The sequence below is a fragment of the Sporomusa sp. genome, from assembly GCF_035561155.1.
GTDB lineage: Bacteria > Bacillota > Negativicutes > Sporomusales > Sporomusaceae > Sporomusa.
The window spans coordinates 1-15354 of record NZ_DATMYD010000141.1 but is presented as its reverse complement, the minus strand read 5'-3'; the positions used below and the strand labels follow the sequence as shown (position 1 = coordinate 15354).

At 40.8% G+C, this 15354-nt stretch carries 14 protein-coding genes; 12 read left to right on the top strand and 2 right to left on the bottom strand.

From position 1 onward, the window contains the following. Positions 1 to 44: 44 nt before the first annotated feature. A complete protein-coding gene (locus VN447_RS18515) occupies positions 45 to 1769 on the bottom strand; it encodes an amidohydrolase (RefSeq protein ID WP_325527044.1) in 1725 nt (574 codons plus the stop codon). Between the two features lie 372 nt (positions 1770 to 2141). Between VN447_RS18515 and VN447_RS18510 the strand changes: the two genes are divergently transcribed. Beyond that, positions 2142 to 2540 (top strand): hemerythrin family protein, encoded by a 399-nt coding sequence (locus VN447_RS18510; RefSeq protein WP_325527042.1) that lies wholly within the window; start codon positions 2142 to 2144, stop codon positions 2538 to 2540. Between the two features lie 103 nt (positions 2541 to 2643). Next, on the top strand, positions 2644 to 3039 hold the full coding sequence (locus VN447_RS18505) for a DUF1259 domain-containing protein (RefSeq protein WP_325527040.1): 396 nt from the start codon (positions 2644 to 2646) through the stop codon (positions 3037 to 3039). Between the two features lie 139 nt (positions 3040 to 3178). Here the strand turns inward: VN447_RS18505 and VN447_RS18500 are convergent, their stop codons facing one another. Beyond that, positions 3179 to 3952 carry a threonine aldolase family protein gene (locus VN447_RS18500; RefSeq protein ID WP_325527038.1) on the bottom strand — a complete coding sequence of 258 codons (774 nt, stop codon included), beginning with the start codon at positions 3950 to 3952 and terminating at the stop codon, positions 3179 to 3181. A gap of 244 nt (positions 3953 to 4196) precedes the next feature. Here VN447_RS18500 and VN447_RS18495 point away from each other — a divergent pair, with 244 nt between their 5' ends. The 10 genes from VN447_RS18495 (at position 4197) to VN447_RS18450 (ending at position 15116) form a co-directional block, all read left to right on the top strand. Further along, positions 4197 to 4433 (top strand): hypothetical protein, encoded by a 237-nt coding sequence (locus tag VN447_RS18495; RefSeq protein WP_325527036.1) that lies wholly within the window; start codon positions 4197 to 4199, stop codon positions 4431 to 4433. After that, the gene (locus tag VN447_RS18490) at positions 4412 to 4732 is read left to right on the top strand and encodes a hypothetical protein (RefSeq protein WP_325527034.1); all 321 of its coding nucleotides are present in this window, start codon (positions 4412 to 4414) and stop codon (positions 4730 to 4732) included. Before VN447_RS18495 ends, VN447_RS18490 begins: the two co-directional genes overlap by 22 nt. Positions 4733 to 4768: 36 nt before the next feature. Further along, the gene (locus VN447_RS18485) at positions 4769 to 4945 is read left to right on the top strand and encodes a hypothetical protein (protein ID WP_325527032.1); all 177 of its coding nucleotides are present in this window, start codon (positions 4769 to 4771) and stop codon (positions 4943 to 4945) included. A 151-nt stretch (positions 4946 to 5096) separates the two neighbouring features. Continuing rightward, positions 5097 to 5810, top strand: a complete 714-nt coding sequence (locus VN447_RS18480; protein WP_325527030.1) for a metallophosphoesterase — start codon at positions 5097 to 5099, stop codon at positions 5808 to 5810. 98 nt (positions 5811 to 5908) lie between these two features. Next, entirely contained in the window at positions 5909 to 6475 is a 567-nt protein-coding gene (locus tag VN447_RS18475) for a histidine phosphatase family protein (protein ID WP_325527028.1), read from the top strand. A gap of 8 nt (positions 6476 to 6483) precedes the next feature. After that, positions 6484 to 6801, top strand: a complete 318-nt coding sequence (locus VN447_RS18470; protein ID WP_325527026.1) for a hypothetical protein — start codon at positions 6484 to 6486, stop codon at positions 6799 to 6801. A 41-nt stretch (positions 6802 to 6842) separates the two neighbouring features. Then, on the top strand, positions 6843 to 7961 hold the full coding sequence (locus tag VN447_RS18465) for a metallophosphoesterase (protein ID WP_325527024.1): 1119 nt from the start codon (positions 6843 to 6845) through the stop codon (positions 7959 to 7961). A 275-nt stretch (positions 7962 to 8236) separates the two neighbouring features. Continuing rightward, positions 8237 to 9349, top strand: coding sequence for a hypothetical protein (locus VN447_RS18460; protein ID WP_325527022.1), 1113 nt, complete (start codon positions 8237 to 8239; stop codon positions 9347 to 9349). Positions 9350 to 9434: 85 nt separating this feature from the next. After that, positions 9435 to 12257 carry a dsDNA nuclease domain-containing protein gene (locus VN447_RS18455; protein ID WP_325527020.1) on the top strand — a complete coding sequence of 941 codons (2823 nt, stop codon included), beginning with the start codon at positions 9435 to 9437 and terminating at the stop codon, positions 12255 to 12257. 177 nt (positions 12258 to 12434) lie between these two features. Continuing rightward, positions 12435 to 15116: a TrlF family AAA-like ATPase gene (locus VN447_RS18450; RefSeq protein WP_325527018.1), complete on the top strand. Its 2682-nt coding sequence runs from the start codon at positions 12435 to 12437 to the stop codon at positions 15114 to 15116. Positions 15117 to 15354 lie beyond the last annotated feature (238 nt).

Below are 15354 nucleotides of genomic sequence, written 5' to 3'. Positions count from 1 at the left end.
TTCTTTTTTTGATATCCTATGATTTTAGAAGTTTAGCTATCTAATCATTCACCCAGCTGTCCCGTCCCCGATTCCTGCCTGGTGTAGACCAGCTTTCCAGCAAAGAAGGTCATGATTACCTTCACCTTATCAATATCAACAGGATTTATCGATAGTAAATCCTCTTCAAGAACGACGAGATCTGCCTGCTTACCTGCTTCGATAGAACCAGTCTCATGATCAATAAATAAAGCATAAGCTCCATTGATAGTAAAGCTTTTTATCATTTCCGTCACAGAAACTCTTTCGTCTTTATTTAACAAATATCGCTCATCATCCATATCGGTTATATCCTCAACACCGAAAACACAGCCATTGTAGATATTACGCGTAACCCCCACTTCAATAGCAAATAAAGGATTAGGTACAGGGGTAATTGAATAGTCGGAGGAAGAGGCAATAGGAATGCCCTGATCCACAAAGGATCGCAGCGGATATTCGTACTTTGCCCTTTCCCCTAAAATCCGGTAATCAACATTATGCCACCAGTTTGGTCCTTTAAAATGCCAATAAGGTTGAACACTGGCAATAACTTTTAGTTGTTTGAACCGTGGTATATCATCTTCATGAACAAGCTGCAAGTGTGTAATGGTATTGCGGAAATCTCCCTGAGAAAGTTTTTCCTGGGCCGATTCTAATGCATCCAGAACTTTGCGCGTTGCTGCGTCTCCGGTCGAATGGACATGAATCTGCATGCCACGCTGATTTGCCAGGCAAAACGCCTGTTCAAGCATATTCATATCCCATAAAAATCCACCATAATAATTAGAGCCCTTTCCCGTCTCTACTGTATAAGGCTCTAACAAGTAGCTTGTTCCTCCCTCAACAACGCCGTCAGCAAAAAACTTTGCTGTCGTTATTTGAAAGTAAGGAGAATGATACTCTTGCTGCAGGCGGTCGATGTCCTCAAACTGGCTTAGCAAATTATTCTGGGGCTGGACCATGATGGCTCCCCGGACACGAAGCGCCAAACCTTCCTGCTTTTCTAAATGATTCCAAGCCTGTAAGATGATTTGAGTAAACCGCCCCATAATTGAGAGGACGCCTGTAATACCCAAACTGTGCATCTTACTTTGAAATGCACTGATAGCTTCTATATATTGCTCCAAAGTATACTCAGGTTGAACCACGAGCGATATAGCGCTCTCCTTCACTGTACCCCATAATTCACCGCTGACAGAGTCTTTTTCAATTATGCCGCCGTCCGGTGAATCAGAATCCCGGGTTATGCCACTAACGGCTAAGGCCTTGGAATTGACCCACCAGCTGTGACCGTCCATAGCCCGCAATATTACAGGGATATCAGGCGCCAAAGCATCCAGGTGTTCTTTCCGGGGTCCCTTGTTCGCTTCCTCCCCAGTAAATGCACTCCACAACCATCCCTGGCCATAAACAGCTTTTGTACCCGGGTGCTGGTTAATAAATCTTTTTACCGCATCAAGATAGCCTTCCAGGCTGTTGATCCCAAATAATTGCACCTCATACAGTTCGGAAAGAGCAATCCCTGGCGGGTGAATGTGGCTGTCAATCAATCCTGGAATGACCATCTTCCCTTGTAAGTCAATTTGTTTCGTATCCTCACCAATATAAGTGGTTACTTGCTCATTAGTTCCAACAGAGATTATTTTATCTCCCTTGACAGCTACTGCTTGACAAACGGTATCCTGAGCATCGGCAGTATATACTACTCCATTTCTCAATACAATGTCAGCAAAAAACCCTTGTGTCACCTTGTTCACCTGCCTGATTTTGAGTTATTACCCTAGTAAATTGTAATATCTAGCAATTTACGTTTGGGAACATGATAGTAGTATTTCATAGTTTTCCGGTATATGCAATGCTTCCCGTAACATCGGGCGATTCAAATTTCCTTGTTTAGCAATCAAGTCCTGTCCCTGTGAGAGATAAATCCTTGTCGGCTGAGTACTCTCCCTCAACAATATCGATACTCATCGATGGCACCGTTACAAAGGCGAACACTGTTTTGTTTCTACGACTAGCGTTCTCTGATTTTGACAAATGATCAAAAGTGCGAACAGGATTTATTTCATAGGTGTAGAAAAGTTTTACATATAAAATCAGTTAAAAAGGTGGTTATTGCCATGGTGCTTTGGAAAGATGTTTATGAACTCGGTATCCCTGCTATTGACGAACAACATAAAAAACTATTTGAGATTGCAAACGAGATTGATGAATTACTGAATAACAAATTAATTACCGACAAATATGATCGCATTGTAGCCATTATTGACGAACTACGTGACTATACTACTGAACATTTTGAAGCAGAAGAAGCTTATATGTTTGCCACTAAGTATCCCAAATTCTTGTCACATAAGGCTATGCATCATGATTTCATCGACAAAATGAGCTCAATTGACTACGAACAAATCGATAATGAACAAAATGCATACTTGAAAGAAATTTTAAAGTTTGTCATCGAATGGCTTGTTGATCATATTCTAAAAGAGGATAAATTAATATCTAGAAATTCACTATAGCCACGGTTACTCCCTCAGTGGTTAACGATCACCTACGGGCCACGTCTCACTATTCACCTTTCACAACTTGTTGCATATTATGTAACATAAAGGAGGTGAGACTATGGCAATACCAGCCGCATTGTGCAGCGAATTAGCTGATATTCTAGGCGGAATAGGTCAAACAAAAAACGGAGTATGTAATATTGAGATTCCCCGGTCAGATATCAGTGTAACCATTATGGGACTGCCATCAAAAGCAGCCCCAACCCATGTTATTACCTTTGAAAGAAATAATAACCGTACGTTAGACACCGGAGCCTTAGTACTTCTGCAGGACGAAGTCAAAGATGTTTTAGCACAATTGTTAAGTAATGATATTATCGTTTCAGCCGTGAGCAACCATTGGATTCTGGATGATCCTCACTTAATCTATGTTCATATTCAATCCACAATGGAACCTAGGGGCTTTGCCAGAAAAGTTGCCCAAGTTCTAGATATGATCAGCAGCCCGACATAACCAATGGACAAACCTGATAAATCTAGCCAGCAATACATTGCAACGCTTTCTCTGAATCAAAGATACCTCAAAATTACACAAATCCGTAGGCTAATAGCCTACGGATTTACTAATTTCCCAGGCTTCCTAATCAGTATCCTCAGGATTCGTTGGTAGTTTTCAAATCATCAACCAAACGTAAGACAGCTTCCTCTTTTGTGGCCCAAGAAGTCACTAGACGAATAGCAGAGTTGGCATCGTCAATTTTAGTCCAAACATAGAAGTGATACTTTTCCTGAAGTTTTGCAATTAACCAGTTCGGTAAAATAGGGAAGATTTGATTCGTTGGTGAGTGGATCAAAAACGGGTAGCCGGCCTGGCTGATTTCTGTCCTCAGCAAATCCGCCATCCTATTGGCATGTCTTGCTAGTTCAAAATACAGGTCGTCTCGGAAAAGCTCTAAAAATTGTATACCAAGCAGCCTGCCTTTGGCAAGCAACGCCCCTTTTTGTTTCAGATGGAACCGGAAATCATCCTTGAGTGAATCTGTGCAAATTATTAGCGCTTCACCAATCAGAGCGCCGTTTTTGGTTCCACCAATATAAAAGGCATCCACCAGTGCACCTAGCTCGGAAAGTTTCATGTCATTCTCTTCTGAACATAGAGCTGACCCCAATCTGGCACCATCAACGTACAAAATAAGATTATTGCTCCTACAAAACTTACTCAATTCTTCCATTTCCGTCTTCTTATAGATAGAGCCAATTTCTGTAGGGTTTGAAATATATACCAGCTTCGGCTTTACCATGTGCTCATCTGTATGTCCATCGACAGCAGCCTTGATATGGTCGGGGTTTAGTTTACCGTCGCTTACTTCTATAGAGATGATTTTATGCCCAGTAGCCTCGATAGCCCGGGTTTCTCTCTTTAGCAATTTAAAATATACGATTTATCGAACCAAGTTTTGCATAACTTCAGAATAGTATAAATATACTATTAGATTAGGAACTCAAAGAGCGGGCCAAGGAAAGTAAAGAGACTCCTGAGTTACGAGTTTTACCCGGTAAAGGAAAGCGTATCAATCCCGATAAGCAGAAATATGTTTCGGAAAATAATAATACTCTGCCTTCCGTAACTCAGCGAACGGTACCTAGGTAGATTTATGAGGAGTATTGAGTATGGATAGCAACAACAACTCAACTTACAAAACGGTAGATGAAACCCCCATGGAATGGTTAGCCGCATTTAAGAAGTTTACAAAATCCCATCCAACCCTGTTGGAAACTGATACTGTATTAGAACTCGTTATCCGTGAGCCGGGAGGTTCCCGCATCATCTTTGTGATTGGCCCCAGTGGCGTAGGCAAAACAACCTTGTTTAAACGTATCAGGACTTGCTACAGCTTTGCAATCTAAACGGGCAGTTAGCCAACCGCAGCACCCTTATCCACTTTCCACGCTATGATGCTCGTAATGAAGAAGAGATTGAAATCTTTCAAAACATATTGCTAACCTTTCAAGCCAACATGCCTATCGAAGTAGAGCGCGATTTAGAAGTCGACTGGGAATCGTTATATATCCGCAGTATAGGCTGTGTAGGGGCTTGTAAATTGTTACTCAATAAAGCAGTAGCAACAGCTCTGGAGGAGTCGGCAAAAATTCTGACGTTAGACCATATTGAACATGTGGCCCATTCTTTACAGCAATGTGAGTAACAAGCCAAAGATGCGCTACATGGTGAAATGCGGTTTGTGGAAACCGATGATCAGATGGAGATTCTATGGAATTTGCTGGGGCTAATAGGATATCAGAATTCCGGTAGAAGCGCAGGCAGTAAAGCGGATCTAAGCGAAATACTAAGCCGGGCCAGCGAAAGCCTACGAGGGATAGGTTGGACAACCGGCGTAACTAGCTACTTGTCTGCTTAAAAGTATCCTTTGTAATTTAAATTTTTATCGCTAAGTTCATCGTCGCAAGAGGACTTTACACGGTTATCTAGAAGTTGTGAAAGTAGTTCAGCATAAAGGATTTGTAGAATCAAAATGATTATTGTTAAAGTAACAAAGCTGAGGTAATGGTATGCGAATTGTTGACCGGATATTGGCAATTTCCGATATTCATGGCGAAAACCAAAGATTGCAGTCTCTGTTAAAACAAACCCAATATGATCCGGCAAGGGATTTACTGGTTATCTGTGGCGATATGATAGACCGTGGAACAGAAAACCTGGATGTGCTGAACGCTTGTCGCACGCTTCAGGAGCAGGGTGCGATGCTTTTAAAGGGGAACCATGAACAATTCTTGGAGCAGAGTGTAATCGAAATGCTTGAATCCGATTCATGGCGGATAAAGCCATCAGAGAACTTATATAATTGGGTGAAATATAACGGTGGTGCAACTATGTTTGAGGAAATAGAAAACTTAGCACCCAGTAAACTAGCAGAGATTCTGCAGTTTGTGAAAAGTTTGCCGTTATGTTTTTCAACAGGTAATTTCCTATTTACCCACGCGGGAGCTAATACAAGAAAGCCTATCGAAAAAAACACTGAAGATGATTTGGTTTGGATGGAGGATCGCTTTCCTTATTGTCCGGCGTACAAAGGAAAGGTGCTTGTTTTCGGCCATCTGCCCACCTGGCATCTTTATCGATACGATAAGAAATTCAAAAAAACCAATGCCCGGATCTGGTTTGACCAAGAGTACCGGGACAAAATAGGCATTGACTGCGGCGGTTGTTTTGGTGGACGGCTGGCGGCCTTAGAATTGCCAAGTTACCAGGAATTTTATGCTTAAGGGTACTTCCAGGAACTTTTATAGCTGATCTGAACCCAAACCTGAAAGGTCTTGTTTAGTGATACTAGTTTGAAAAAATTAGGTATACGGAGTGAGCTATGAAGAAAATCTGGTTAATTCGTCACGGTGAGAGTGTGGCAAATGCCGGGTCTGCTACGGATAATCATGTAACGATACCATTATCCGAGAACGGTCATAAGCAAGCCAGGGAAATAAGTCAAAGCATATCCTGGGCACCGGATCTGATCATAACTTCCCCTTTTTTACGCACGCAAGAAACGGCAACTTACACGATAAAACTGTATCCGGATGTACCGGTTACGGTTTGGGACATCCAAGAATTTACCTACCTTGCACCGACTTCCTGCGTAGGGACTACCGCTGCTGAACGTAAAGAGAGGGTAAATGCGTATTGGAAACGGCTTGACCCTGACTATATAGACGGTCAAGATGCAGAAAGTTTTGCCATGCTGCTATCGCGGGCCAGAATGGCTATTGACCGCTTACAGCGTCTGGACGAAAGATTTATCGTCATGTTTACTCATGCGCAGTTTATTCGCGCCATGATGCTTTTAAAAAATAATCAAGAGCAGGATGCAACATATCTCATGGGCCGATTCAGAGCGTTACCTAAGTACGGGAATTGCGAAGTGGTTGTATGGTAGAACATAAAATGAGTAAAGTAGAACGGATTGAAGAAGCAACTCATTGGCTGTCTAAAGAAAATAATGCAAAGGCCCGAGTGAAAAAGAACACGGCTTACAAGCTCTTTGCAATGCCGGACTCTTTTTTTGGATCGGATGAAGAAGAATATTGGATTATGGATGATGATGGCAATGCTTCTATGGCTTTTTTAGTAGTAAAAGGAGTCTTTTTAAAGCATAGTTACGATTTTATTCTTAAACTTACCGAAAAGGAATTTTCAAATATGAGCGTAGAAGCTAAACGCCAGTTTTCTTATACATTCGATAAAAATTTATGGAATGAGTAAATAAGCGAATTTTCATACTTGCTCTGAATGGGGAAATTGTAATGATTTATATAACCGGGGATTTGCATGGAGATATTGACAAGGCCAAATTAACTACGAAATATTTCCCAGTGCAAAGGGAATTAACGAAGAATGATTATGTCATAATTGCTGGCGACTTTGGCTGTATTTGGTCAGGCGGCAAACAGGATGAATGGCTTTTGGATTGGCTGGAAAGCAAGAATTTCACAACACTTTTTGTAGACGGCAACCACGAAAACTTTGATCTTTTGAATCAATTCCCTATCACGGAATGGAACGGTGGTAAAACACACCAAATAAGGCCGTCCATCTTTCATTTAATGCGAGGACAGGTGTTTACAATTGAAGGGAAAAAAATATTCACATTTGGCGGCGCTGAATCAGTAGATAAACAATTCCGAAAGGAATTCATTTCGTGGTGGAGAGAGGAAGTACCTAACCAGCACGAATTTGAGGAAGGTATTAAAAACATCGAGAAACATGATATGACCGTAGACTATGTAATAACACATACTGCGCCTAAAGATATAATAGGCCAGCTTGATAGCTTTTTTGGCGATAGAATCAATGATTCTACCAGTGAAATGCTAAACTACTTCATGAAAAACATTAGGTTTAAACACTGGTTTTTCGGTCATTTTCATACAAACAAAACCATAGGTAAGTTTACAGTATTAAATGATAGATTAGTGGTATTGCAAGAAGATGTAATCATGTCAAAAGACCCGGAGCCGCGAGATTGGAAAATAGAAAAATATAAGAGTAAATTCAAAGTGGCCTACCCGAATATAAAACAGCCGACATATGAGGAAGTTGGAGAGCTAATTGATCGATGGGATCGAGAAGGTAGACATATAACCTACCCGTTGGCGGGGCCGAACTGGAACGAACTCGAATGGCAAAAAGAGTATAAAAGGAAAAAAGAATTTAAAATATTAGCTAAAAAAATCATAAATCACCAAGCCCATGGAGAAGAAAATTTTATGGCCTGCGGCAGTGGTGAGAAATGTCCTAAAAGTGATAATTGTAATTGCTGGAAGCTTTATCAATACATGCTGGAGAATGAGATATTAGGCCACACTTGCGTGTTATATAAACCTGAAAACTGTGAGGAATTTAGGCCGTATGGAGATAAATAAGTATCCATGTGGTGACACAGTGTGCTGGTAATGGATCTTAGTCTTATACTGCTTATTTTTAAAAAAAATTAAGACGCAAGATATCTTGGTTTATATGGCAGGATAAAGTCGAAAAGATACAGAAAAATAACCATAGTTTACTATTAGAGTAAATTATGGTTATTTTTACATATGCGAGGTTATCGGATTCGACAAATTGAAAAGGGAAATAAACCAGTAGAAAGATAGTGGTGCTGACGCTCCTTCGAGCTCTAAGGGTTTTGGAGGTTATGATATTGTCATTAGATATATTTACTTTAGCTAAAGGCTTAAAAGAAGAAGATTGTAATTCGAAGCTTTTGAATTTGATTAATCAGAACTTTATGATGTTTAATGAACGCAGTATTTTACTTAAATGGACTAAAGATTTTATAGATCGCGATGGAAAAATAATTAATGAATTTCAGACCACATTCCATTCAAGCTTTTGGGAGTTTTATTTGAATGCCTATTTTCGCCAACATAACTACGTTCTTGATTGGACACACATTAAACCGGATTTTTTGATTACAAAGCCTTATATGATTTGTATTGAAGCTGTCGTTGCGAATATTAAACTAAATGGTATTCCTGAAAGTCAGCGGAATCTTGAAGATCACTTGTCTATGCTTAGTCCGCCATGGCTTCAGCAAGATTTTACTAAAATGGTGGATGAGGCAATTGTTCGCTATTCAAATGCCATTAGCAGTAAATATTTGAAATACAAAAAAGAATACTCTAAATGTGATTGGGTGAAACCTTTTTGCCCATTTGTTATAGCAATGGCTTCATATGATCAAATTAACTATGGTAGAGAATATATTTATCCTATGATGGCATTGTTATACGGGTTGTACTATAATCCTGAGGAAAGGAGCTATTTTCCAAAAGCTACAATAAAGAAACCTGGTACAACAGCAGATATTGCATTAAATCTTTTTGCCAACCCAGAATTTAACCAGGTATCTGCTATCATTTTTTCATGCACTACAACTATTGGTAAGTTGACTTCTCTTGCAATTTCTGAGGGGCGGTCATCATTGAACCAAGTTTATATAATTAGGGAAAATCTCTTCGATAATGGTCCGCGATATCAGCTGCAAATTGTTAGTGAAGAAAGTCCTGAATTATTGTCAGATGGAATATTCATTTTTCACAATCCAACTGCTATCAACCCACTCGATAATGACGCTTTCCCGGATGCAACCCATTTTTTTTATGAAGAGGATGATTTTAATATTGCTGGAGTAATACCACCACTAGTTTCGAGGCTTAATACTTCAAAAATTTTTGTGCCAGCATTAAGTCCTTTAATTTCAGAATATTTAAGACAATATAATGATGCAACTATTGACGAATTTTATAAATGAACTAAAAAATGATTTGGGGATACGGATAAGAAAAGATGGCTATATAATCTTATGCCCCGAAATGTAATGGGAGTGAGTGTTAATAGTGAGCAATCAGTACTTAACAACGCCGATATTAGACAAAAATCAACTTGCTCGAATTGAAGCCGTCCATAAGGGCTTTTTGTATCAGCATTTGTATGCCGCCGCTTGCCTTCTATTGGCTCAAAATTCAGGTATTACATCAATCGTGGTCGAGAGAGACGAGGATGTTGAGGTGGTTTTCGACAACAAGCGAATTTACATTCAAGTGAAGACCCGTTCAAGACCCTTAAAATATAGCGATATCGACGGCGCTATTCAGCGCTTTGATCTGTTGCGTATTGAACACCAGAATGGAGTAAGACCAAATTCGGCTAAATTTGTTGTTGTTTCCAATATTGAACCCGGTGAAGCATTGATGGAGCGCATAAGCCAACAGGCCTGGCCGGGTGATGTACAGATAGTCTGGCCAGATAGCATCTCCGACAGTCTCGATGATGGATTGCCTATGCCATGGGAAAACATTTCAGATGCCTTTGCGAAATGTGCAGAACTAGCTGCAACGATTCCATATGGTATGCTTGCTCCAGAAACACTTGTAGGGAAACTAGCATGGCTAGTAATGCTAGCGGCATCAGGAAATCCGCCGCGTGAAGATCATTCTTTTCTTATAAATGAGCTTTCCCAAATTTTTGAGCAGATGGTTGTCCAGTTGCAGGATTTCCCAGATCCGCCGGCGGTATACCGGGCTCAGGCCGATGAGCCGCCACTTGTAACCGAGGATAGGATTAGAATCATTACCGGCTACTCAGGTTCTGGGAAGACATCGTGGGTTTCCCAAGCAGCAACGTTTACGACGAGTACCATCACATACATGGATGTTAAAGATACGCCGGGAACGACTCTAGCGTCTGCACTGGCCCGCGAACTTGCCGCACGTCTCTTTGGCAAGAAAGGTGGCCGTCTTGGTGAAGTGCTCCTGCCTGGAGCTTCAGGTTTGGAAACACTTCACGCAATCGACACACGTTTAATTACTACTGGAGAAGGTGTCACCGTTGTTCTAGATAATGCTCACCACTTGCCACCAGCAGACCTTCAGGCTGTCATCCAACAACGTAGGTCGCTAAAGTTCATACTTATCTGTCAGCCCGGCCGTAATGTCTTTGAACTTGAGACAAGCTTGTCAATCATGGCGGAAGCCTTGCACGGATGGGCAATTGATACTATTGCTTCTGAGGTTGCTATCCAAGGGTGTCGAGGCGATTTCGCGGCATGCCAGCGCCTATTGGAACTAACAGCTGGATTACCGCTCTACGTTCAAAACGCTATAGCCATTACAGCAAGAGAATATGAAGGCTCTCTTACACGTTTTTGTTCCGAACTGGAGGCAAAAACACATGCGGTGGAAACGGCACAGGAAATCATCCTTGCTCGCGTTTTTGATGGGTTCCCAGATGCAATCCGTGATGCGATTGGCATTCTCAGCCTTTCGGATATTCCTTTAGAACGAAATGAAGCATCAGAAATGCTGGCGAAAATATTCGGTCTTGAGGACAGAGTTATCGCCGCGCTCTTTCGGCAGCTTAGATCGACCGGCTCAATTGAGACTTTTGGCGGCAATCGGTTTAAGGTTCACGATGCGATGCGTCTTTTAGGGCAGTCACACCTCGACACACTTGGCAAGGAATTTGTTCGCAAAGCACAAGACGTTCTCAAGGGGCTCGTTTTTGCTTCGTTGCGACGACACTTGGAAATGTCGAAGTTTTCATTTTACCTCCGCATGCTTATGGCAACTGGAGATATAAAGCCTCTTATCCAATTGGCAACGGATGAGCTTTTTCACGAACTTGGTGTTAATCCAGAGATCATGATGTTTCTTGCAAAAGCTGCTTCTTCTAAAGAGATAGGACCAAAAGACCGTTTCTGGATGCTGGATGCTCTCGTGTTTGCGGACATGAAGCAAGGAAATTCTCAAATAGCTTTAGAACGGCTTGAAGAGATGAGACAACTGCTCAAGGAACATAATCTTGGAGTCGATGAACGCCTAGCTCTAGCGATGAAACGGATGAACGTCTTGGCTCGCGAGGGCAGAGCTAAGCAGATCGAAGCCGCTATGTCAGATATCTTCGAGTTACTCCCAGAGAGCCCAGTTCATCAAAGGATATTTAGATACAATACTGCTCATGCGCTCTATGACCTTGGGCGTTATGAAGCGGCCATCAAAGAAACGCATAGTTTGATACGGGAATATTACGATCTTCTCGGAATCACCCCAGAGGATATCTTTGGGGTGAATCCTGACAAGATTTGGCCGCTTCTCAAGAAAGATAAGGATATTACAGATACCCTAAAGCATTTAGCGGATTGCCTCGATCTTAATGCTACAGCAATGAATTTTGTCGGAAGGATTTCTCCCTTTGGGCGCCTCCATGCCATGAAGTTCTACGCCATGGCAGGTGCACCAGATTCCCTCATCCGGGTAGGACAGGAAGTTGTCGATGAGTTTATTCGACGAAATGATTTCATTGGCGCAAGGGAAGTTCTTGAGAAGACTCTTTTGCCCAATGTTCTACAGTTAAAGATGAGCGCGCGGATTATTCCTGTTCGAAGCCAATATGCGGTTGTTCTTGCATATTGTGACGATTTCGACGCGGCAGATGCTGAAATGGCCCGATTGAAGCCTTATGAGGCCGGTCTTGATGAACTAGGTAAACTGGAGCTGCGGAATCAACGCAAGGCAATTGAGGAGATGCGTCAGAATGGTATTCCAAAGTGGCGAATGCCGGGCACGTCAAAAATTAATTCGATAGGGAATTCGAAAATAGGGCGAAACGCTCCGTGCCCATGCGGTTCAGGCAAGAAATTCAAAAAATGCCATGGACGATAACCTAAATAGACGGTTTATAAAGGCCGAAAATAAAGCCGGTACGTGCTCAAGCTGCGCGCTAAGCCTTTATTATTTGCAAGATTGGGCTGTTTTGCTTGCTGTGGATTAAATTTCCGCAGGTAATTAGCCACAGGACTGGTGAAAGGATCGAGTTAATGTTGTTTTGGAGGCGAGAAAATGGCTATTACTTTCGAAGATCTGATAAGGGTTGATAATGGTGCACGTTTTTTTACTGCAGATCTCCATATTCATTCCTATGGTGCATCTGAATGCGTTGGCGATGTGGGGATGACGGTAGAAACTATTATCGAACAAGCTTTAACGCATAACATTTCAATAATTGCAATAACAGATCATAATACAGATAAAAATTTAGAGGCTGCAATGAAGTGCGCTCAACGTTATTTGGGGCGGATTCTGGTTATTCCTGGCGTCGAAGTAAGTACGGCACATGGACATCTATTAGTTTACTTTTCGCCTGAAGATTGGGAAAATGTACGCACGTTTTTAGCGAGAATTGAAATTGTTGGAAAATTGGGAAGCAGGGATAGTCATACGGCGAAATCAATGGCCGATGTAATTCGACAGGCGGAAATGATGGATGGCGTATGTATTGCAGCTCATATTGACAGGGTAAAAACTGGCTTTGAGATATTAGATTCAGGTTATCCCAGTTGGAAGAAAGATATTATTATGAGTCCAGGATTATATGGATTAGAAGTAGATAATTCGGAGAACTTAGGCTGGTATTCGCCAGAAGATGAAAAATCTGCGAATGGAGCGGAAAGACGAAAACTTGCCGATAGCCGGGCATCTGTACTAACGGGAAGACCATTGTTAGCGCATGTGCAAGGTTCAGATGCTCATTCAATAAAACAATTTAGTGAAAACTGTGCTAAACGTAATTTGACCAGAATTAAGATGAACGAGTTAGATTTTAATGCACTTAGGACGTCATTGGTTGATGCAGAAGCTCGTATTAGAGCAACCGCATCACTTCCTATTGCCGTTCCAAGAGTTCGGGGAATTTATATAAATGGTGGTTTTTTGGATCAAGAAAATTATCACTTTAGTGATAATCTTAATTGCTTTATAGGCGGAAGAGGAGCTGGTAAATCTACAGCTATACGTAGTTTAGTATATGGATTAGGAATGAAAGGTGAATTTGCTGAATGTGATAATTGTCCCGATGAAATAATTGTCTATTGTGAAGATGCTAATGGCATCGTTTATCGCTATGAGCGTATTAGGGGGAGTGTCCCCAATGTGAGGGCACGGGAGGATGGGCAGATACAAAATGTGCCTGTTGACGTTTTTCCAGTTGAATATTATGGACAAGGTGATTTAGCCGAAGTAGCCAAAGATCCATTAGCTAACCCAATATTATTGCAACAGTTTTTAGACCAACATCTACATATCAAAGACCTTCTTGCAAGACAGAAGGAAATTCTAAGGCTTCTGAGGCAAAATAGTGCACAGCTAATTCCTATTGAAAATTTATTTTTCCAGATTCCGGGAAAGGTGCAAATTATTGCTGATATCGATAAAAAGCTTCAGATTGCCGAGACAGGGAAACTTAGCGAGATAGCTGTTCAGCAAATAGAATTAGGTGCGGAGAAGGGGCTACGTAATGAATTGATGGGAATAGCTGAATTTTATGATAGAGGCATGTCTGTTACTAACTTTTTGAGAAATTATCACGATATTGCAACTGGGTTAAAGGCAAACTATCAAGGAAAATCTACTGAAACTTATTTCAAAGATGTGGAAAAAATTATTGATGACACAAATCAGTTTTTGAATCACAAACAATCTGAGATTAATTCTTACTTTAAAACCGGCTCTATGAAAATTAGCGAGTCGTTGAGAAAAGTTGATGAAATGATTATAAACCGTCAACAAATAATAAATGGACAGATGGCCCCGCTAAAGGAACAAGGTCTTTCCGGCAGCATTCAAGAATTGCAACAGCTTATTGCTCAAAAGAATATCGTAATGACGGAGATTGGTAAAATAAATGGACAAAAAAGCACGCTTGAATCTTTGCATATTCAACGTGCTGAACTACATACCGAACTAAAAAAAATACGAAATGAGATTATAAAGAAAAGAAAGAGTCAACTTAAAGTAATTAATAAAGGCCTAGGAAGGACGATTTCTGACTATACAGTTTTTCTCTGTTACGAAGATAGCGGTATTATTGATGAATTTAAAGAGTTTTTTTTAAAGGCAATGAAAGGATCATACTTCCAGGAGGAAGTAGCAATAAAAGTATGTCAAAAATTATTACCAGAGGAGCTTGCTGTTTTCATTAAGCAGAAAAATACAAGACAAATAGCAGAGTTGGCAGGTATTTCTGAGCAATGGGCCACTGAGATATGTAATCGGATGTGCTCATTGACTGATCTATTTGAGCTGGAATTAATTTGGAAGCCGTCTTGTCCGATAATTAACTTAAAAACAAAAGGCGCTATACCGACAGAAATTCGTGTAAATCAGTTGTCAGATGGGCAGAAACATACGATTCTATTAACAATTGCTATGCTTGCGGATTCTAAATTGCCACTGATTATTGATCAGCCCGAGGATGATCTGGATAATGCATTTATTTCGGCAAGTGTTGTCACTACACTGAGGGCTATTAAAGAACGACGGCAGGTTATAGTGGTAACTCATAACGCCAACATTGCTGTTTTAGGTGATGCCGAGTTAATCTTACCAATGAATCGTATGAATGACAAAGGGAGTGTAACCGACAGAGGATCAATTGATCGATCTGAAACACGAAATGAGGTAATGAGAATCTTGGAGGGCGGAGATATTGCCTTTAAACGCCGGAAAGAAATATACGGTCATTAATTTGCAGGAAAAGCTTCTATAGTTATATCTGACATTTTTCTTATCACCTCTATAAGTTCATTTCTATTAGTAATTTTACTAATTTCTTACAAAAACCTTTAAAAAAAACTACGGCAGACCAATTAACTAACAGGAGTAAATGACTCCCCTGTCGAATTAGATATTATCTGATTTGATGGGGGTTTTTGCATGCCACTACCGAAGAATCGAATAATTCCCGAACGGAAGATTAACTATC

What these genes read in the sequence shown, in the direction of transcription:
- VN447_RS18475 (WP_325527028.1), top strand. Translation starts at nt 5,909, where the DNA reads ATGAAGAAAATCTGGTTAATTCGTCACGGTGAGAGTGTGGCAAATGCC.
- VN447_RS18505 (WP_325527040.1), top strand. Translation starts at nt 2,644, where the DNA reads ATGGCAATACCAGCCGCATTGTGCAGCGAATTAGCTGATATTCTAGGC.
- VN447_RS18480 (WP_325527030.1), top strand. Translation starts at nt 5,097, where the DNA reads ATGCGAATTGTTGACCGGATATTGGCAATTTCCGATATTCATGGCGAA.
- VN447_RS18510 (WP_325527042.1), top strand. Translation starts at nt 2,142, where the DNA reads ATGGTGCTTTGGAAAGATGTTTATGAACTCGGTATCCCTGCTATTGAC.
- VN447_RS18465 (WP_325527024.1), top strand. Translation starts at nt 6,843, where the DNA reads ATGATTTATATAACCGGGGATTTGCATGGAGATATTGACAAGGCCAAA.
- VN447_RS18470 (WP_325527026.1), top strand. Translation starts at nt 6,484, where the DNA reads ATGAGTAAAGTAGAACGGATTGAAGAAGCAACTCATTGGCTGTCTAAA.
- VN447_RS18495 (WP_325527036.1), top strand. Translation starts at nt 4,197, where the DNA reads ATGGATAGCAACAACAACTCAACTTACAAAACGGTAGATGAAACCCCC.
- VN447_RS18450 (WP_325527018.1), top strand. Translation starts at nt 12,435, where the DNA reads ATGGCTATTACTTTCGAAGATCTGATAAGGGTTGATAATGGTGCACGT.